Origin of the sequence: Stenotrophomonas sp. WZN-1 (assembly GCF_002192255.1) — a bacterium.
Taxonomy (GTDB): domain Bacteria; phylum Pseudomonadota; class Gammaproteobacteria; order Xanthomonadales; family Xanthomonadaceae; genus Stenotrophomonas.
Genome location: NZ_CP021768.1, coordinates 2,110,038 through 2,127,978, shown reverse-complemented (window position 1 = coordinate 2,127,978; position 17,941 = coordinate 2,110,038). Strand labels below are relative to the sequence as shown.

At 67.9% G+C, this 17,941-nt stretch carries 17 protein-coding genes and 1 pseudogene; all 18 read left to right on the top strand.

Annotation, left to right across the window (positions count from 1 at the left end; all coding sequences use genetic code 11):
- The first annotated feature begins 12 nt into the window (after positions 1–12).
- The gene (locus CCR98_RS10020) at positions 13–528 is read left to right on the top strand and encodes a flagellar basal body-associated FliL family protein (protein ID WP_087922474.1); all 516 of its coding nucleotides are present in this window, start codon (positions 13–15) and stop codon (positions 526–528) included.
- A gap of 10 nt (positions 529–538) precedes the next feature.
- The gene (gene fliM / locus CCR98_RS10015; protein ID WP_014037106.1) at positions 539–1,543 is read left to right on the top strand and encodes a flagellar motor switch protein FliM; all 1,005 of its coding nucleotides are present in this window, start codon (positions 539–541) and stop codon (positions 1,541–1,543) included.
- Complete coding sequence (gene fliN, locus CCR98_RS10010) at positions 1,540–1,875, top strand: flagellar motor switch protein FliN (RefSeq protein ID WP_005409543.1); 336 nt, start codon at positions 1,540–1,542, stop codon at positions 1,873–1,875. The genes fliM and fliN overlap by 4 nt, the downstream gene beginning before the upstream one ends.
- Complete coding sequence (gene fliO, locus CCR98_RS10005; protein ID WP_014037105.1) at positions 1,872–2,291, top strand: flagellar biosynthetic protein FliO; 420 nt, start codon at positions 1,872–1,874, stop codon at positions 2,289–2,291. The genes fliN and fliO overlap by 4 nt, the downstream gene beginning before the upstream one ends.
- A gap of 1 nt (position 2,292) precedes the next feature.
- Positions 2,293–3,072 carry a flagellar type III secretion system pore protein FliP gene (gene fliP / locus CCR98_RS10000; protein ID WP_087922473.1) on the top strand — a complete coding sequence of 260 codons (780 nt, stop codon included), beginning with the start codon at positions 2,293–2,295 and terminating at the stop codon, positions 3,070–3,072.
- A gap of 60 nt (positions 3,073–3,132) precedes the next feature.
- Positions 3,133–3,402: a flagellar biosynthetic protein FliQ gene (locus CCR98_RS09995; RefSeq protein ID WP_005413254.1), complete on the top strand. Its 270-nt coding sequence runs from the start codon at positions 3,133–3,135 to the stop codon at positions 3,400–3,402.
- A 13-nt stretch (positions 3,403–3,415) separates the two neighbouring features.
- Positions 3,416–4,207 (top strand): flagellar biosynthetic protein FliR, encoded by a 792-nt coding sequence (fliR, locus tag CCR98_RS09990; RefSeq protein WP_014037103.1) that lies wholly within the window; start codon positions 3,416–3,418, stop codon positions 4,205–4,207.
- Between the two features lie 164 nt (positions 4,208–4,371).
- The gene (locus tag CCR98_RS09985; protein WP_087922472.1) at positions 4,372–6,501 is read left to right on the top strand and encodes a bifunctional diguanylate cyclase/phosphodiesterase; all 2,130 of its coding nucleotides are present in this window, start codon (positions 4,372–4,374) and stop codon (positions 6,499–6,501) included.
- A gap of 133 nt (positions 6,502–6,634) precedes the next feature.
- Positions 6,635–7,765 (top strand): flagellar biosynthesis protein FlhB, encoded by a 1,131-nt coding sequence (flhB, locus tag CCR98_RS09980; RefSeq protein ID WP_014037101.1) that lies wholly within the window; start codon positions 6,635–6,637, stop codon positions 7,763–7,765.
- Between the two features lie 44 nt (positions 7,766–7,809).
- The gene (flhA, locus tag CCR98_RS09975) at positions 7,810–9,870 is read left to right on the top strand and encodes a flagellar biosynthesis protein FlhA (RefSeq protein WP_198361086.1); all 2,061 of its coding nucleotides are present in this window, start codon (positions 7,810–7,812) and stop codon (positions 9,868–9,870) included.
- A 145-nt stretch (positions 9,871–10,015) separates the two neighbouring features.
- Positions 10,016–11,638, top strand: coding sequence for a flagellar biosynthesis protein FlhF (gene flhF / locus CCR98_RS09970; protein WP_087922470.1), 1,623 nt, complete (start codon positions 10,016–10,018; stop codon positions 11,636–11,638).
- The gene (locus CCR98_RS09965) at positions 11,625–12,512 is read left to right on the top strand and encodes a P-loop NTPase (RefSeq protein WP_005416424.1); all 888 of its coding nucleotides are present in this window, start codon (positions 11,625–11,627) and stop codon (positions 12,510–12,512) included. Before flhF ends, CCR98_RS09965 begins: the two co-directional genes overlap by 14 nt.
- On the top strand, positions 12,509–13,252 hold the full coding sequence (locus CCR98_RS09960; RefSeq protein ID WP_049443479.1) for an RNA polymerase sigma factor FliA: 744 nt from the start codon (positions 12,509–12,511) through the stop codon (positions 13,250–13,252). Before CCR98_RS09965 ends, CCR98_RS09960 begins: the two co-directional genes overlap by 4 nt.
- A 57-nt stretch (positions 13,253–13,309) precedes the next feature.
- Positions 13,310–13,702 carry a chemotaxis response regulator CheY gene (cheY, locus tag CCR98_RS09955; RefSeq protein WP_005413247.1) on the top strand — a complete coding sequence of 131 codons (393 nt, stop codon included), beginning with the start codon at positions 13,310–13,312 and terminating at the stop codon, positions 13,700–13,702.
- Positions 13,702–14,307, top strand: a complete 606-nt coding sequence (locus CCR98_RS09950) for a protein phosphatase CheZ (RefSeq protein WP_087922469.1) — start codon at positions 13,702–13,704, stop codon at positions 14,305–14,307. Before cheY ends, CCR98_RS09950 begins: the two co-directional genes overlap by 1 nt.
- A 2-nt stretch (positions 14,308–14,309) precedes the next feature.
- Positions 14,310–16,160 (top strand): chemotaxis protein CheA, encoded by a 1,851-nt coding sequence (locus tag CCR98_RS09945; RefSeq protein WP_087922468.1) that lies wholly within the window; start codon positions 14,310–14,312, stop codon positions 16,158–16,160.
- Between the two features lie 90 nt (positions 16,161–16,250).
- Positions 16,251–16,991: a flagellar motor protein gene (locus CCR98_RS09940; RefSeq protein WP_005409527.1), complete on the top strand. Its 741-nt coding sequence runs from the start codon at positions 16,251–16,253 to the stop codon at positions 16,989–16,991.
- Position 16,992: 1 nt separating this feature from the next.
- Positions 16,993–17,838, top strand: a pseudogene (gene motD / locus CCR98_RS09935) (flagellar motor protein MotD); the annotation flags it as partial.
- Positions 17,839–17,941 lie beyond the last annotated feature (103 nt).

Below are 17,941 nucleotides of genomic sequence, written 5' to 3'. Positions count from 1 at the left end.
GAGCTTCACCCCGTGGCCGCAGCCGCTGACAAAACCAAGAAGACCGCCGAGAAGGACAAGGCCGCCAAGCCGCGTAGTCCGATCCTGATCACCGCACTGGTGGCCGTACTGGCCGCCGCTGCCGCTGGTGGCGGCGTGTGGTTCTTCACCCAGTCCAAGCACGAAGAGAAGACCGCGCAGGCGCCGAAGAAGAGTGCCACCCCGGCCCCGGCACAGTACTTCGCGCTGGACCCGGCGTTCGTGGTCAACCTCAACGGCCCGCTCGACGGCCCGCGCTACCTGCAGCTGGAAGTGCAGCTGATGACCCGCGACCCGGCCGCGCTGGAAGCGATCAAGACCCATGCCCCGGCCATCCGCGCGCGCCTGCTGATGCTGTTCTCGCAGGTCAGCCCGGACCAGATCGCCGATGTCGCCGGCAAGCAGAAGCTGCAGGCCGCTTCGCTGGCCGAGGTGCAGAAAGTGCTCAAGGCCGAGACCGGCAGCAACGGCGCCGACGATCTGCTGTTCACCAGCTTCGTGACCCAGTAAGGGCCCACCGATGAATGATCTGCTGTCCCAGGACGAGATCGATGCCCTGCTCCACGGCGTGGACAGTGGCGCGGTCGAGACCGATGCGGAGCCCCCGTCAGGCGAAGCGCGTTCGTACGACTTCGCCAGCCAGGACCGCATCATCCGTGGTCGCATGCCGACCCTGGAAATGGTCCACGAGCGCTTCGCGCGCCTGTGGCGGATCGGCCTGTTCAACCTGATCCGCCGCTCGGCCGAGCTGTCGGTGCGCGGCATCGAACTGATCAAGTTCAACGACTACATGCACTCGCTGTATGTGCCGACCAACCTGAACCTGATCCGCTTCAAGCCGCTGCGCGGTACCGGCCTGATCGTGTTCGAGCCGACCCTGGTGTTCGCCATCGTCGACAACTTCTTCGGCGGCGACGGGCGCTACCCCACCCGCATCGAGGGCCGCGAATTCACCGCCACCGAAATGCGGGTGATCCACCTGCTGCTGAAGCAGACCTTCGCCGACCTGCGCGAAGCGTGGGCACCAGTGATGGACGTCGACTTCGAGTACATCAACTCGGAGATCAACCCGCATTTCGCCAACATCGTGACGCCGCGCGAGTACGTGGTGGTGTGCCGCCTGCACGTCGAGCTCGACGGCGGTGGCGGCGACATCCACGTCACCCTGCCCTACTCGATGCTGGAACCGATCCGCGAACTGCTCGACGCCGGCATCCAGAGCGACCGCAACGACCGCGACGAGAGCTGGGGCAAGACCCTGCGTGAACAGCTCAACATCGCCGAAGTCACCCTGTCCAGCGTACTGGCCAGCAAGCGCATGACCCTGCGCGACCTGACCCAGCTGAAGGTCGGCGACATCCTGCCGATCGACCTGAGCCCGCAGGTGCCGCTGTGCGTGGAGAACATCCCGGTATTCACCGGCGAGTTCGGCATCGCCAACGGCATGAACGCCGTGAAGATCACCGCTACCCATCCGCCGGGCACCCGCCCGCGCGTACCCGTCATCCAGGAAGACCCGCAATGAACGATATCGACGCCCTCGAACCGACCCCGGCCCAGTTCAGCAGCCTGCAGGCCGATGAGGCGAACGGTCCGGACCTGAACCTGGACGTGATCCTCGACGTGCCGGTGACCCTGTCTCTGGAAGTCGGTCGTGCCCGCCTGCCGATCCGCAACCTGCTGCAGCTCAACCAGGGTTCGGTGGTGGAACTGGAGCGCGGTGCCGGCGAATCGCTGGACGTATTCGTCAACGGCACCCTGATCGCCCACGGCGAAGTGGTGGTGATCAATGACCGCTTCGGCGTGCGCCTGACCGACGTGGTCAGCCCGAGCGAGCGGATCCGGAGACTGCGTTGAGCCTGCTGGCCTCCACCCTGCTGGCGGTCGGCAAGACCGCCGCGCCGATCGGCCCACAGGTCGGCCAGCACGCGGCCGCTGCACCCAGCCTGTTCGGTGCGGTGCTGGCGTTGCTGGCGGTGCTGGCGCTGGTGATCGGCCTGGGCTGGTTGCTCAAGCGCATGCCCGGCAGCGGCTTCCGCCCTGCCGAAGGCATGAAGCTGGTGGCCAGCCTCAGCGTCGGCGCCAAGGAGCGCGTGGTGGTGGTGGAGGTCAACGGCCAGCAACTGCTGCTGGGCGTCACCGCCGGCGGCATCAACACCCTGCATACCCTGCCCGAACCCTTGCCGCCACCGGCGCCGGTGCGCGTGCCGGATTTCAAGAACCTGCCGAATTTCGCCCAGCTGCTGCAGCAGCGGCTGCGCAAGGATCCCTGACATGCGTGTCACCCGTACCCGTCCTGCCACCCTGATGCCGTGGCTGCTGATGCTCGCCCTGTGCCTGTTGCCGGCACTGGCGTTCGCCGCGCCCGGCGCACCGACCACCCCGCTGCCGGACATCAACGTCGGCAAGATCGGAGGCGCGCCGGTCAGCCTGCCGCTGCAGACCCTGCTGCTGATGACCGCGATCACCCTGATCCCGTCGATGCTGCTGGTGCTGACCTCGTTCACCCGCATCATCATTGTGCTGGGCCTGCTGCGCCAGGCGCTGGGTACCGGGCAGACGCCGTCCAACCAGGTACTGCTGGGCCTGGCCCTGTTCCTCACCGCGATGGTGATGATGCCGACCTGGGACAAGGCGTGGAGCACCGGCATGGCGCCCTATCTCAACGGTGACATCGACTTCCAGACCGCCTGGACATTGACCACGCAGCCGCTGCGCGGGTTCATGCTGGCGCAGATCCGCGAGACCGACCTGATGACCTTCGCCGGCATCGCCGGGCACGGCACCTACGCCAGCCCCGATGCGATCCCGTTCCCGGTGCTGGTCGCCTCGTTCGTGACCAGCGAACTGAAGACCGCTTTCGAGATCGGCTTCCTGATCTTCATCCCGTTCGTGATCATCGACCTGGTGGTGGCCAGCGTGCTGATGTCGATGGGCATGATGATGCTGTCGCCGATGCTGGTGTCGGCACCGTTCAAGATCCTGCTGTTCGTGCTGGTGGATGGCTGGGTGCTGACCGTGGGCACGCTGGCGGCCAGCTTCAATCCGGCCTGATTTTCCCCGTAAAGCGCAGTCGAGCATGCGCTCGGCGCTACATGAGCAGATGGAACCCGAATGTCTCCCGAACTTGCCTTGACCGAACTGCGTGGCGGCCTGATCACCGTGCTGTGGGTGGCCGGCCCGCTGCTGCTCACCGTACTGGTGGTGGGCGTGGTGGTCGGTGTCGTGCAGGCCGCGACCCAGCTCAATGAACCTACCATCGCCTTCGTCGCCAAGGCAGCAGCGCTGACCGCGGTGCTGTTCGCGCTGGGCAGCCTGCTGATCGGCCACCTGGTTGAATTCACCACGCTGCTGTTCCAGCGCATTCCGCATCTGATCGGCTAGGACACGCGCTTCGATGGACGCCGCCACCCAGATGGCTGCCGACGGCCTGCAGGCCTTCGGCATGATCGGCACCGTGCTGTGGACCATGCTGCGCATCGGTGCGGTGGCCATGGCCATGCCCATGGTCGGGACCCGCGCGGTACCGTCGCGGGTGCGCGTGGTACTGGCCGGTACACTGGCCATTGCACTGGCGCCGTTGCTGCCACCGGTACCGGACTGGACCGGCTTCGACGCCGCCACCGTGCTGACCATCGCCCGCGAACTGGCCATCGGCGTATCCATCGGCTTCATGCTGCGGCTGGTGTTCGAAGCCGGTGCGATGGCCGGCGAACTGATCGCCCAGGGCACCGGCCTGGCCTTCGCGCAGATGAGCGATCCGCTGCGCGGCGGCACCTCGGGTGTGATCGGCCAGTGGTTCTACCTGCTGTTCGGACTGCTGTTCTTCACCGCCAACGGTCACCTCGCATTGATCTCGCTGCTGGTGGACAGCTACCGCGCACTGCCGATCGGCGCCCCGCTGCCGGACCCGCACGCCTTCTTCAGCATCGCCCCGACCTTCCTGCTGACCGTGCTGCGTGGCGCGCTGACGCTGGCCATTCCGCTCACCGTGGCGATGCTGGCCGTGAACCTCGCCTTCGGCGTGCTGGCGCGCGCCGCGCCTGCGCTGAATCCGATCCAGCTGGGCCTGCCGGTCTCGCTGCTGCTGGGCCTGTTCCTGCTGGCCCTGCTGGCCGGGGAAATGGGGCCGCCGGTACAGCGCCTGTTCGACGCCGCCTTCCAGGCTGCGGACGCGGTCACACACTGACCCGATCATCACGAATTGCCGCTTGAAGTCCCCCCCGGTCTGCGCGTTAGAGTGAATGCGCGGCAACCGGGGGGATGCCGCACGTGGCCGGCGCCCTGCGTCTGCCTGCCTCATGCATGCCCCACCGTAGTTTCCGTCGACAGGCAGGTCCGGGAGACTGACGAATGCTGGTAGGCACGTACAACCCGTGGCTGGTGGTGATCTCGCTGCTGGTCGCCGTGATGGCCTCATACACCGCGCTGGCGATGGCTGGGCGCACGGTGACCGCACCCGGCAAGGGCGCCGCCTGGTGGTGGCGCCTGGGGGGTGGCTTCGCCATGGGCCTGGGCATCTGGTCGATGCACTTCATCGGCATGCTGGCCTTCGACCTGCCCATTCCGCTCGGCTACGACCTTCCCATCACGCTGCTTTCGCTTGCGCTCGCCATCGCCTCGTCGGTGTTCGCGCTGTGGCTGGTTTCGCTGCGCACGCTGCCCCATCCGCGGCTGGCCGGCGGCGCGCTGCTGATGGGCACCGGCATCGCCGGCATGCACTACGTCGGCATGGCGGCCATGCGCATGCAGCCGGGCATCGACTACGACCCGGGCTGGCTGCTGTTTTCGCTGATGGTGGCAGTCGCGGCTTCGTGGACGGCCCTGTATGTGGCGTTCCGCCTGCGCGCCCAGCGCACCCGCATCGGTGATCGCCTGGCCGCGGCCGGCCTGCTTGGTCTGGCCATCGTCGGCATGCACTACACCGGCATGGCCGCCGCGCGCTTCCCGGAAGGCAGCATCTGCGGTGCGGCGGTCGGCGATGGCCTGCAGAACGAGTGGCTGGCGATGCTGGTGGTGGTGCTGACCGTGGCGATCCTGGCCGTGGTGCTGGTGGTCTCATGGCTGGACCAGCGCGTGGAAGCGCAACTGCTGCGGCTGCGCAACTCCATGCTGAGCACCTCATTGACAGACGCCCAGCAGGAACTGACCCAGGCCGCGCTGCATGATCCGCTCACCCGCCTGCCCAACCGCCTGCTGCTGCAGCGTCGCATTGTGCAGGCGCTGGCCGAGGCCGAACAGGGCGGCAGCCGTTTCGCGGTGATGTTCATGGACCTGGACGGCTTCAAGCAGGTCAACGATGCGTATGGCCATCAGGCCGGCGACGCGCTGCTGGTGGCGGTGGCCGAGCGCACCCGCCAGCTGCTGCGCCCTCACGATATGCTGGCACGGCTGGGCGGTGACGAGTTCGTGCTGGTGGTGCGCATCGAGCACGATGAAGACCTGCCGACCCTGGCCCGGCGCATCCTGCAGGCGGTCGGCAGCGGCCCCCTGCTGCCGGACAACGAACTGCAGGTGACCGCCAGCATCGGTGTGGCGATCTGCCCGGACCACGCCGCCAGCGAGCGGCAACTGATGGCCTTCGCCGATGCCGCGATGTACCAGGCCAAGGAATCGGGGCGCAACGCATTCGTACTGTTCGCCGACTGGATGAACGACAGCGCCGAGCAACAGTTCCGATTGCTTGCCGACCTGCGCCGGGCAATCGGCAGCGAACAGCTGTTCCTCAACTACCAACCCAAGATCCGCGTGGCCACGCAGAAGGTGGCTGGAGCCGAGGCACTGATCCGTTGGCGACACCCGGAGCAGGGATTGATCCCGCCGGATCGTTTCATCCGCCTGGCCGAGCGCAGCGGCGCAATCAACGAGATCGGGCGCTGGGCGCTGGACCAGGCCTGCCAGCAGCTGCGGCGCTGGCACGACGCCGGGCATGAAGGCTGGTCGATGTCGGTAAATCTGTCGCCGGTGCAGTTCAGCTCGCCACACCTGCTGCAGGATGTGCGCGAGGTGATCGAGCGCCATGGCATCCCCCCGCGCCACCTGGTGCTGGAGATCACCGAAAGCACGGTGATGCGCGACACCGACACCAGCCTGCGCCTGCTGCAGGCACTATCGGCGCTGGGCGTGGGCATCTCCATCGATGATTTCGGAACCGGCTATTCCAGCCTGCTGTACCTGAAGCGGCTGCCGGCCACCGAGATCAAGATCGACCATGCGTTCGTGCGCGACCTGGAACACAGCGCCGAGGACGTGGTGATCGTTTCGGCGATCGTGGCACTGGGCCATGCGCTGGACATGGACATCGTGGCCGAGGGCGTGGAAACCGCCGCCCAGCGCGCCTACCTGGAGCGCCTGGGCTGCGACTTCCTGCAGGGCTACCTGCTTGGCCGCCCGGTCGATGCCCCCCGCTTCATGCAACTGCACGACCTGCCCCGGCCTCGGGTGGAACTGGCGCAGAGCCCGCAGGACCGGCCCCCGGGGTAGCGCCGGGCCATGCCCGGCGAGCGCCCAGCGCGGCCCTTGATTCCGCCGGGCATGGCCCGGCGCTACCTGCGATGGGCCCGGTCACGGAACACTTCTTGCACGCCCCGGGGCATCCCCTGCCGCAGTGCCCGTGATGTCCGAGAACGAATCCGCCGGCGAAAAGACCGAACAACCTACCGAAAAACGCCTGCGCGATGCCCGTGAACAGGGCAACCTGCCGCGCTCGCGCGAACTTGGCACCGCCGCCGTGTTCGGCGCCGGCGTGCTGGCGGTGATGGCCATGAGCGGCTCGATCGGCCGTGGCGCCACGGCCTGGATGAAGCACGCGCTCAGCCCGGAACAGAGCCTGCGGCAGAACCCGAAGGAACTGTTCGGCCACTTCGGCGACCTGCTGCTGCAGTTCATGCTGGTGATCGCGCCGCTGGTGCTGGTCTGCCTGCTGGCCAGCTTCGTCGCCCCGCTGGTGATGGGCGGCCTGCGCTGGTCGCAGAAGGCATTGCTGCCCGACATCAACCGCATGAACCCGATGAGCGGGCTCAAGCGCCTGTATGGTCCGGAAGCCATCGCCGAGTTCACCAAATCGCTGCTGCGCGTGGCCTTCGTCGGCGTGGCCGCCGGACTGGTGGTCTGGACCGGCTTCGACACCCTGCGCGGGCTGATCCACCACCCGCTGGAGACCGCCATCACCGACGGCCTCGGCTTCACCCTGCGCCTGCTGCTGGCCACCGCCGGCGCGATGCTGGTGCTGGCCGCCATCGATGCGCCGTACCAGCGCTGGAACTGGATGCGCAAGCTGAAGATGACCCGTGAAGAGCTGCGCCGGGAAATGAAGGAAAGCGAGGGCAGCCCCGAGGTGAAGGGCCGCATCCGCCAGCTGCAGCAGCAGATGGCCAACCGCCGGATGATGGAAGCGGTGCCCACCGCCGACGTGGTGGTGGTCAACCCGACCCACTATGCGGTAGCCCTGAAGTACGAGGGCGGCGCCATGAACGCCCCCACCGTGGTCGCCCTGGGCGTGGACGAGACCGCCCTGCGCATCCGTGAAGTGGCCGACGGCAACAAGGTCGCGATCGTCTCCGCCCCGCCTTTGGCACGCGCCTTGTATCGGGAAGGCCAACTCGGAAAGGAAATCCCCGTGAGACTGTATTCGGCCGTCGCCCAGGTCCTGTCCTACGTCTACCAGCTGCGCGCCTGGCGCACTGGCCCGATGCCGGACGCCCCGCACATCCAGGTGGATGAATTCGGCAAGGGAGGCCGCCCGTGAGCGCCCAGCCCTCCGCCGGTTTCAACACCCGCCGCGCCCTGGAGATGATCCGCCAGGGCCTTGGCGCGCCGCTGATCGTGCTGGCCCTGCTGGCCATGGTCGTGGTGCCGCTGGCCGCGCCGGTGCTCGATGCGCTGTTCACCTTCAACATCGCCATCTCGCTGATGGTGCTGCTGGCGGTGGTCTACGTGAAGCGCCCGCTGGACTTCACGATCTTCCCGATCGTGCTGCTGATCACCACCATGCTGCGGCTGGCGCTGAACGTGGCCTCCACCCGCGTGATCCTGCTGAACGGCCAGAATGGCCACGACGCCGCGGGCAAGGTCATCGCTGCCTTCGGCGAATTCGTGATCGGCGGCAACTACGCGGTCGGCATCGTGGTGTTCGCGATCCTGACCATCATCAACTTCGTGGTCATCACCAAGGGCGCCGGCCGCGTCTCGGAAGTGACCGCGCGCTTCATCCTCGACGCCATGCCCGGCAAGCAGATGGCGATCGACGCCGACCTCAACGCCGGTTTGCTGACGCGCGAAGAGGCCAAGCTGCGCCGCGAGGAAGTCCGCGAGGAAGCCGACTTCTACGGCGCAATGGACGGTGCAAGCAAATTCATCCGCGGCGACGCCATCGCCGGCATCCTGATCCTGTTCATCAACATGCTCGGCGGCCTGGCCGTGGGCGTGTTGCAGCATGGCATGCCGTTCGGCGACGCCGCTGCCACCTACACCCTGCTGTCAATCGGTGACGGACTGGTGGCGCAGCTGCCGGCCCTGCTGGTCTCCAGCGCCGTGGCGATGCTGGTTACCCGCGCATCGCGCTCGCAGGACATGGCCCAGGCGATGACCGGCCAGGTGTTCGGCCAGTACCGCGCGCTCGCGATCACCGCCGGCATCCTCGGCCTGGTCGGACTGGTGCCGGGCATGCCCAACGTCGCTTTCCTGACGCTGGCGGCGATCCTCGGTTTCATCGCCTGGAAGCTGTACCGCAAGGAGAAGGCACCGGCAGCCAATGCTGCGGCCACGAGCGGCGACGCTGCCGCACTCAACGCACTCGGCCGCCCGGCGGCACCGGCACCGACCGCCGAACTGAGCTGGGACGAACTGCGCCCGGTCGATCCGCTGGGCCTGGAGGTCGGCTACCGGCTGATTCCGCTGGTGGACAGCAACCAGGGCGGCGAACTGATGGCGCGCATCAAGGGCGTGCGGCGCAAGCTGACCCAGGATGTCGGCTTCCTGATCCCGTCGGTGCACATCCGCGACAACCTGGAACTGCCTGCCAACGGCTACCGCGTGCTGGTGCATGGCGTGCCGGTGGCCACCGCCGAGATCCACCCTGATCGCGAACTGGCGCTGGACCCGGGCAGTGCGCTCGGTGCACTGGACGGCATCGCCGGCAAGGACCCCGCGTTCGGCCTGGATGCCACCTGGATCCAGCCGCACCAGCGCGCCCAGGCCGAAACGCTGGGCTACACCGTGGTCGATCCGGCCACCGTGGTCGCCACCCATCTGTCGCACCTGATCCGCGAGCACGCGCCGGAACTGCTCGGCCACGAAGAAGTGCAGCACCTGCTGGCCAACCTGGCCAAGAGCGCGCCGAAGCTCGTCGAAGATCTGACGCCGAAGGCGCTGCCGCTGTCGGCGGTGGTGCGCGTGCTGCAGAACCTGCTGGTCGAGCGCATTCCGATCCGCCAGCTGCGCAAGATCGCCGAAGCACTGGTCGAACACTCTCCGAGCAGCCAGGACCCGGCCGTGCTGACCGCCGCCGTGCGCACCGCGCTGGGCCGCTTCATCGTGCAGGAGATCGCCGGAATGTCGGCGGAGCTGCCGGTGTTCACCCTCAACCCGCAATTGGAACGTGTCTTGCAGGAGTCCACGCAGGGCAACGGCGCCGCGCTGGAACCCGGACTCGCTGAACGACTGCACCAGAGCCTGGCCGAATGTGTCAGCAAGCAGGAAGCCCGCAACGAGCCCGCGGTCGTGCTGGTACCTGGCCCGGTGCGCGCCGCGCTGGCCCGCCTGGTCCGCCACAGCGTTCCGTCGCTGTCGGTCCTGGCCTACAGCGAGGTGCCGGAGGACAAGCGCCTGAAGCTGGTCGGAACGATCAGCTGACGCCGCCCTCCGATGCGCCAGAAAACAGACACCACTTTCGAACCAACGCAGCAGACAGATACCAAGGGGAACCCGCACCGTGCAGACCACCGACCACCCGAGTTCCCCGACCGCCACCCCGCCGTCTTCGCCCCGTGACCACAGCATGAAAATCAAACGATTCGTCGCCGCCGACATGCGCTCGGCCATGAACCTCGTGCGCAAGGAACATGGTCCTGACGCCGTGATCCTGTCCAACCGCCGGATCGAGGAAGGCATCGAGATCGTCGCCGCCGCCAACTACGATGAGAGCGCTGTGCAGCGTGCACTGGAAGCCTCGCGTCGTGACATCGCTCCGCCGCCGGCGCCGAAGCCGCGCACCGCCGCCGACGCGGTGATCGCCGCCGTCACCCGTCGCCGCAGCAACACCCCGGCGCCGGAACCGGTGGCCGCCACCACCTCGGCCGTGGCTGCCCTCGCCCGCGCCGCCGTCGGTGCCACCGGCCGCACCCTGGACAGCGCCGACGAGATCGTGCCGACCCGCGGCAGCACCGGCTTCGCCGCCACCCTGGCGCGTGCCGTCGTCAACGAACCGGCGCTGCCGGACCAGGTCTTCGCCCCGTTCGCCGACGCCATCGTCGCACCGGCACCCGCCAGCGCCACGCCGGCCAACCGCGCCCGCTTCCAGATCGACCCGCCGCACGAGGCGCATCACGAAAGCGCGGCGGCGGCCGTGCAGCCGCCACCGCTGCCGACCGCTGCCGTGACCGATGCACAGCCCGGGATCACCGCCAGCGAACCGGCAGCGGTCGAAGCCGTCGTCGAGGCCAGCCCGGCCCCGGTGCTGGCCCCGGCACCGACGCTGACCGTGGTCGCCCAGGACGACGCCGAGATCCGCCAGCTGCGCCAGGAAGTGGCCGGCATGCGCCAGGTGATCGAGCGCGAGATGAACCGCTTCACCGACGAGCGCCTGCGTGGCTGCCCGGTGCGCGCCACCGCGTTGGACCTGATGGACGAATATGGCTTCGATGCCGGCCTGGCCCGCGACGTGGCCATGCAGATCCCGCTGGAGACCGAGGCCCACCGCGGCCGCGGCCTGATGCTGGGGCTGATTTCGCGCAAGCTGCCGATCGCCCCGGTCGACCCGCTGGAAGAAGGCGGCGTGATCGCTCTGGTGGGCCCGACCGGCGCCGGCAAGACCACCACCATCGCCAAGCTGGCCTCGCGCTTCGCCGAGAAGCACGCGCCGCGTGACGTCGCCCTGGTCACCACCGACACCACCCGCATCGGCGCCCGCGAGCAGTTGTATGGCTACGGCCGCCAGCTCGGCATCGCCGTGCACGAGGCCAACAGCGGCACCGACCTGGACCAGCTGCTGGAACGCCTGAAGGACTACAAGCTGGTGCTGATCGATACCGCCGGCCTTGGCCCGCGCGACCGCGCCCTGGCTGCCCAGCTGCAGTGGCTGCGCGCCGCGCGCCAGGTCCGCACCCTGCTGGTGCTGCCGGCCAACACCAGCTTCGGCGACATGGACGAGGTGGTGCGCCGGTTCGGTGCGGCCAACCTGCAGGGGCTGGTGCTGAGCAAGCTGGACGAGACCGGCCGCTTCGGCAACGCCCTGTCGGTGGCCGTGGACCACGCCCTGCCGATCACCTGGGTGACCGATGGCCAGGACGTCCCGGAGGACCTGCACCGGGCCAGTGCAGCCAATCTTGTACTTCGCCTTGAAGATTTGCGCCGAGCGGCCGATATGCCCTGCAACCCGGAGTTGAACCATGCCGTCGCGTGAGTACGCCAAGCTGACCAAGACCTTCCCGCTGTCGGCCACCCGCAGCGAGCCGCTCGGCCCTGTGCGCACCATTGCCGTGACGGGCGGCAAGGGCGGCGTGGGCAAGACCAACGTGTCGGCCAACCTGGCCGTGGCGCTGGCCGGCATGGGCAAGCGCACGCTGCTGCTGGACGCCGACCTCGGCCTGGCCAACATCGACGTGATCCTGGGGCTGAACCCCACCTTTACCCTGGCCGACCTGGTTGCCGGCCGCTGCTCGCTGGACGACGTCATCGTCGAAGGCCCGAACGGCGTGCTGGTGGTCCCGGCCGCATCCGGCCGCCGCCACATGGCCGAGCTGGCCCCGGCCGAGCATGTCGGCCTGGTCAACGTGTTCTCCGAACTGGAACGCGAGCTGGACATCATGGTGGTCGATACCGCCGCCGGCATCACCGACGGCGTGTTGACCTTCTGCCAGGCCGCGCAGGACACCGTGGTGGTGGTCTGCGATGAGCCGGCCTCGATCACCGACGCCTACGCACTGATCAAGGTGCTGTCGCGCGAGCGCGGCGTGGACCGCATCCAGGTGGTGGCCAACATGGTGCGCGACCCGAACGAGGGTCGCGTGCTGTACGAGAAGCTGACCCGCGTCTGCGAGAAGTTCCTTGCCGATGTCTCGCTGAACTACCTGGGCTGCGTGCCGCAGGATGACTGGCTGCGCCTGTCGGTGCAGCGCCAGCAGCCGGTGGTGAAGGCCTATCCGTCCAGCCCTTCGGCGCTTGCGATCACCGAGATCGCGCGCCGCACCGCACGCTGGCAGGCACCGACCGAACCGCGAGGCGGTGTCGAGTTCTTCCTCGAACGCATCCTCAAGCAGCGCGGGGTGGCCGCATGAAAGGCGCAGCCCAGTACAGGGAAGTCCAGCGCTCGGCGGCCAACGAGGTCATCGCCCAGCACTCGGACCTGGTGCGGCGCATCGCCCACCACCTGGCCGCACGCCTGCCGGCCAGCGTCGAAGTCGACGATCTGATCCAGGCCGGCATGATGGGCCTGATCGAAGCCTCGCGCAGCTACGACGCCGACCAGGGCGCCTCGTTCGAGACCTATGCTTCGATCCGCATCCGCGGCTCGATGATCGACGAGATCCGCCGTGGCGACTGGGTGCCGCGCTCGGTGCACCGCCGTGCCCGCGATGCCGCCGCCACCATCCGCCGCCTGGAACAGAGCACGGGCCGTGCCGCCAGCGCCACCGAAGTCGCCGCCGCGATGGAGATGCCGCTGCCCGAATACCTGCGGCTGATGGAAGACGCCGCACGTGGCCAGGTGCTGAGCCTGGAGTCGCGCATCGAAGACCAGGGCGAGCTGGACACCGTCGCCCAGGGTGGCCCAACCCCGCAGCAGGTGCTGGAGCGTGGCGAGTTCGGCCGCGAACTGGGCAAGGCCATCGGCCACCTGCCTGAGCGCGAACAGCTGGTGCTCTCGCTCTACTACGAGCAGGAGCTGAACCTGAAGGAGATCGGCGCGGTGCTCGGCGTGAGCGAATCGCGGGTCTGCCAGATCCACGGCCAGGCCGTGCTGCGCCTGCGCGGCCGGCTGAAGATATTCGAGGCCGTCGACGCCGGCCTGGAAGAATGAACATCCCCGAGGCGGCTGCCCCCGGCCACCCGGAATGAACAACAAAGGAACTCTGCTTTGAACAAGAACATGCGCATCCTGATCGTCGACGACTTCTCGACCATGCGTCGAATCGTCAAGAACCTGCTGGGCGATCTGGGCTTCACCAACACCGCCGAAGCCGAGGACGGGCATGCCGCGCTGTCGCTGCTGCAGAGCCAGCCGTTCGATTTCGTCGTCACCGACTGGAACATGCCGGTGATGACCGGCATCGAACTGCTCAAGGCGATCCGTGCCGATGCCAAGCTGAAGACCCTGCCGGTACTGATGGTCACCGCCGAAGCCAAGCGCGAGCAGATCATCGAAGCGGCCCAGAACGGCGTGAACGGTTACATCATCAAGCCGTTCACCGCGCAGACGCTGGAAGAAAAGCTCGGCAAGATCTTCGAACGCCTGGCGGCCAGCGCCTGATGGATACCACGGTCGACAAAAATGCCCTCGCCCTGCGCCTGCAGGAGGCCCTGGACGCACTGGAGTCCGGCGACGAAGCCGCGTGGCGGCAACGCATCGACGGACTGGTCGCGCTGCGCACGCAGCCGATGATGAGCGGCCTCTCGCGGCTGGCCCGCGAGCTGGGGCAGGCCCTGGGTGAGCTGCCGACCGTGCCCAGCGAAGCCGGCGAACTGGACGATGCCTGCGCACGCCTGGACCACGTGGTGGCGATGACCGAACAGGCCACCCACCGTACCCTGGACCTGGCCGAGGAATGCCGCAGCCTGACCGAAGAGCTGCGCGCCGAAGGCCTGCAGCCGGGCCAGGACGCTCAGCTCGAGCGCATCCGCCACAACCTCACCGAGATCGCCCTGACCCAGAGCTACCAGGACCTGACCGGGCAGATCATCCGTCGCGTGGTGGGCATCGTCCGCCGCGTGCACGAAGGCTTCGGCGCGCTCGGCCTGCCGCCGGAACAGCATCGCACCGACCCGGAACTGGCCGGGCCGGCACTGAAGGGACTGGACCGCCACGCGGTCTCGCAGAACGACGCCGACGACCTGTTGTCGGATCTGGGGCTGTAAGTATGAGCGCGGTATCCGACGACATCACTGCCGATTTCATCATCGAGGCACAGGAAATCCTGGATCGCCTCGGCGAACAGCTGGTGTCGCTGGAGCAGGCACCGCAGGACACCGAACAGCTCAACGCGGTGTTCCGGGGCTACCACACGCTCAAGGGCGGTGCCGGCTTCCTCGGCGTCACCGCCATGGTCGAGCTGTGCCACGCCGCTGAGGAAGCGCTGGGCGCAGCACGTGCCGGCCAGGCCGTGCTGCAGGCCCATCACTTCGATGCCGCCCAGCAATCGCTGGACTACCTGCAGTCGATGCTGGATGCCGTGTCTACCGGCACCGAGCCGGGCTATGCACCGCCGGACCTGATCGCCCAGTTCGACGTGCATGGCGGTGCCGTGGCTGCACCCGCTGCCGCAGCAGCACCCGCTGCGGGCGGCAGCGACCTGATCACCGACGACGAATTCGAGGCCCTGCTCGACCAGCTGCACGGCGGCAACGCACCGACTGCGGTGGCGCCGGCAAAGAAGGCCGACGACGGGCTGATCAGCGAAGACGAGTTCGAAGCCCTGCTCGACCAGCTGCACGGTGGCGCCGCACCTGGCGCCAAGCCTGCGACTCCGGCTGCGGTAGCACCGGCACCGATCGCCGCCCCGCGCCCGGCGGCCGCACCGGCACCGGCGGCCAAGCCGGCCGCCAAGCCGCTGGCCGAAGCCGAACACACCGTGCGCGTGGACACCAAGCGCCTGGATGCGATCGTCAACCTGATCGGCGAACTGGTGCTGTCGCGCAACCGGCTCAAGACCCTGCGTGCGCGCCTGCGCGACGAAGAACTGGACCGCGCCGTGTCCACCCTGGACATCGCCACCGCGCGCCTGCAGTCGGCGGTGATGCGCACCCGCATGCAGCCGGTGGGCAAGGTGTTCTCGCGCTTCCCCAAGGTCGCCCGCGACGTCGCCCGCTCGCTGAAGAAGGAAGTGGACCTGGAGCTGATCGGCGCCGAGACCGAGCTCGACCGCAACCTGGTCGAAGCGCTGGCCGACCCGCTGGTGCACCTGGTCCGCAATGCCATCGACCATGGCGTGGAAATGCCCGACCTGCGCGAAGCACAGGGCAAGCCACGGATGGGCCATGTGCGGTTGTCGGCACAGCAGGAAGGTGACTACGTCAGCATCGAGGTGCAGGACGATGGCGCCGGCATCGATCCGGAAAAGCTGCGTGCGAAGGCGCGCGAGAAGGGCCTGATCGATCCGGAAGCCGCCGCCCGCCTGAGCAGCGAGGAGTGCCTGCACCTGGTGTTCCTGCCCGGCTTCTCGACCAAGCAGCAGGTCACGGATATTTCCGGCCGCGGCGTTGGCATGGATGTGGTGCAGTCGCGCATCCGCGAGCTGAGTGGCCAGATCCAGATCCAGTCGGAGCTCGGCCGCGGCAGCCGCTTCCTGATCCGCGTGCCGCTCACCCTGGCGATCCTGCCGACCCTGCTGGTGCAGGCCGGCGAGGACGTCTATGCGCTGCCGCTGGCGCGTGTGATGGAAGTGCTGCACGCACCGCCCACCTCGCTGGGCTGGTTCGATGGCCGCGCCGTGCTCGACCGCCGGTCGCACACGCTGCCGCTGGTCGATCTGCGCCAGTGGCTGGATGTGACGCCCGCTGCGTCGACCCTGCTGACGATCGTGGTGCTGCAGGCCGGTGAAGCGCGCTTCGGCCTGGTCGTGGACCAGGTGCGCGGGCGCGAGGAAGTGGTCATCAAGCCGCTGCCGAAAGCCCTGCGCGGCCTACGCGGTTACGCCGGTGCCACCTTGATCGGCGATGGTCGCATGGCGCTGATCCTGGATGTGGACGGCCTGCGCAGCCCGCACGACTGACCCGCTTGCTGAACCCGAAAAACTGTGAAGTCGCACCAGTAGCCCGTACCGGTGTCTCAAGTCCCATTCATACAAGCCGATACCGGATCCATGGATAGACTCAGCCTCATTGGACTCTTTCTCGCCCTGGCCTCGCTGGTCGGTGGCAGCATCCTCAAGGGCGCCGGCCTGGCGTCGTTGTGGTCGCCTGCGGCATTCGTGATCGTCATCGTCGGCACCGTCGCCGCGATCCTGCTGCACACCTCGCCGGCGGTGTTCAAGCATGCGTTCAAGATCGTGCGCTGGGTCGTGCGCCCGCCGCACAGTGATCGCCGCGAGCTGATCCAGCAGATCGTCGAGTGGAGCAACATCGCCCGCCGCCAGGGCCTGCTGGGCCTGGAATCGCAGGTGGAAGCACAGCAGGACCCGTTCCTGCGCAAGGGCCTGCAGCTGCTGGTGGACGGCGTCGAGCCCGAATCGATGCGGCACATGCTGGAAATCGAACTGGGCAGCCAGGAACACCAGGACCAGGCCGGTGCCAAGGTCTTCGAAGCGATGGGCATCTACGCACCGACGCTCGGCATCATCGGCGCCGTGCTGGGCCTGATCGCGGTGATGAAGAACCTGGCCGACCCCAGCAAGCTCGGCCACGGCATCGCGGCTGCGTTCACCGCAACGATCTACGGCATCGCCTCGGCCAACCTGCTGTTCCTGCCGATCGCCGCCAAGCTCAAGAGCGTGATCTCGCACAACACGCGCGACCGCGAAATGGTCATCGAGGGCCTGATCTCGATCGCCCAGGGCGAGAACCCGCGCAACATCGAAACCAACCTCTCCGGCTTCCTGCACTGACATGGCCCGCCGCAAGCACCACGAAGAGCACGCCAACCATGAAGCATGGGCGATCCCCTATGCCGACCTGATGACGCTGCTGCTCGCCTTCTTCGTGGTCATGTACGCGATTTCCTCGGTCAACGAGGGCAAGTACCGGATCATGGCCGACGCGCTCACCGATGCCTTCGGTGGCGCGCCGCGCACGATCAATCCGGTGCAGGTCGGCAACAAGCAGGTGCAGGGCGGCGGCTGGGACAGCCCGTCGGTGATCAAGTCCGGCACCAAGGTCGGCCCGTCCGCACCGGCGCCCTCGCACGACCCAACCCTGCTGCCGTCGATGGCCTCGCAGATGCGCATGCCGGTCTCGGTACACAACCAGGAACAGATCGCGCGCGCCGAGCGCCAGCTCAACCGCATCGCCGACCGCCTCACCGCCGCGCTGGCGCCGCTGATCGACCGCGGCATGATCAGCGTGCGCCGCACCGAACTGTGGATCGAAGTCGAGATCAACAGCGACATCCTGTTCCCGACCGGCTCGGCCGCGCTGGACGTGCACGCGCGGCAGACCCTGGCCAGCCTGGCCGAGGTACTGCGCGACGTACCCAACAGCGTGCGCGTGGAAGGCCACACCGACAACGTGCCGATCGCCACCGCCACCTTCCCGTCCAACTGGGAGCTGTCAGCCGGACGCGCAGCCAGCGTGGTGCACCTGTTCGCCGACCAGGGCGTGCAGCCGTCGCGACTGGCGATGGTCGGCTATGGCCAGTTCCGCCCGCGCGAAGAGAACGACAGCGCGCAGGGCCGCAACCGCAACCGCCGGGTGATGGTCATCATCCTGGCCGACACCTCGCACGCGGTGGATCCGCTGGGCCAGCGCCTGAACGCGGCCACCGGCGCCACTGACAGCACCGCCACCGAACAGGCCGCAGCAACGCCGGCCAGCGCCCCCACCTCCCCCATCGCACCGG

Coding starts and splice junctions, on each gene's coding strand:
- CCR98_RS09940 (WP_005409527.1), top strand. CDS start 16,251: ATGGATAGACTCAGCCTCATTGGACTCTTTCTCGCCCTGGCCTCGCTG.
- CCR98_RS09965 (WP_005416424.1), top strand. CDS start 11,625: ATGCCGTCGCGTGAGTACGCCAAGCTGACCAAGACCTTCCCGCTGTCG.
- CCR98_RS09950 (WP_087922469.1), top strand. CDS start 13,702: ATGGATACCACGGTCGACAAAAATGCCCTCGCCCTGCGCCTGCAGGAG.
- flhA (WP_198361086.1), top strand. CDS start 7,810: ATGATCCGCCAGGGCCTTGGCGCGCCGCTGATCGTGCTGGCCCTGCTG.
- CCR98_RS09985 (WP_087922472.1), top strand. CDS start 4,372: ATGCTGGTAGGCACGTACAACCCGTGGCTGGTGGTGATCTCGCTGCTG.
- fliN (WP_005409543.1), top strand. CDS start 1,540: ATGAACGATATCGACGCCCTCGAACCGACCCCGGCCCAGTTCAGCAGC.
- CCR98_RS09960 (WP_049443479.1), top strand. CDS start 12,509: ATGAAAGGCGCAGCCCAGTACAGGGAAGTCCAGCGCTCGGCGGCCAAC.
- fliP (WP_087922473.1), top strand. CDS start 2,293: ATGCGTGTCACCCGTACCCGTCCTGCCACCCTGATGCCGTGGCTGCTG.
- fliM (WP_014037106.1), top strand. CDS start 539: ATGAATGATCTGCTGTCCCAGGACGAGATCGATGCCCTGCTCCACGGC.
- CCR98_RS09995 (WP_005413254.1), top strand. CDS start 3,133: ATGTCTCCCGAACTTGCCTTGACCGAACTGCGTGGCGGCCTGATCACC.
- CCR98_RS09945 (WP_087922468.1), top strand. CDS start 14,310: ATGAGCGCGGTATCCGACGACATCACTGCCGATTTCATCATCGAGGCA.
- flhF (WP_087922470.1), top strand. CDS start 10,016: ATGAAAATCAAACGATTCGTCGCCGCCGACATGCGCTCGGCCATGAAC.
- flhB (WP_014037101.1), top strand. CDS start 6,635: ATGTCCGAGAACGAATCCGCCGGCGAAAAGACCGAACAACCTACCGAA.
- fliR (WP_014037103.1), top strand. CDS start 3,416: ATGGACGCCGCCACCCAGATGGCTGCCGACGGCCTGCAGGCCTTCGGC.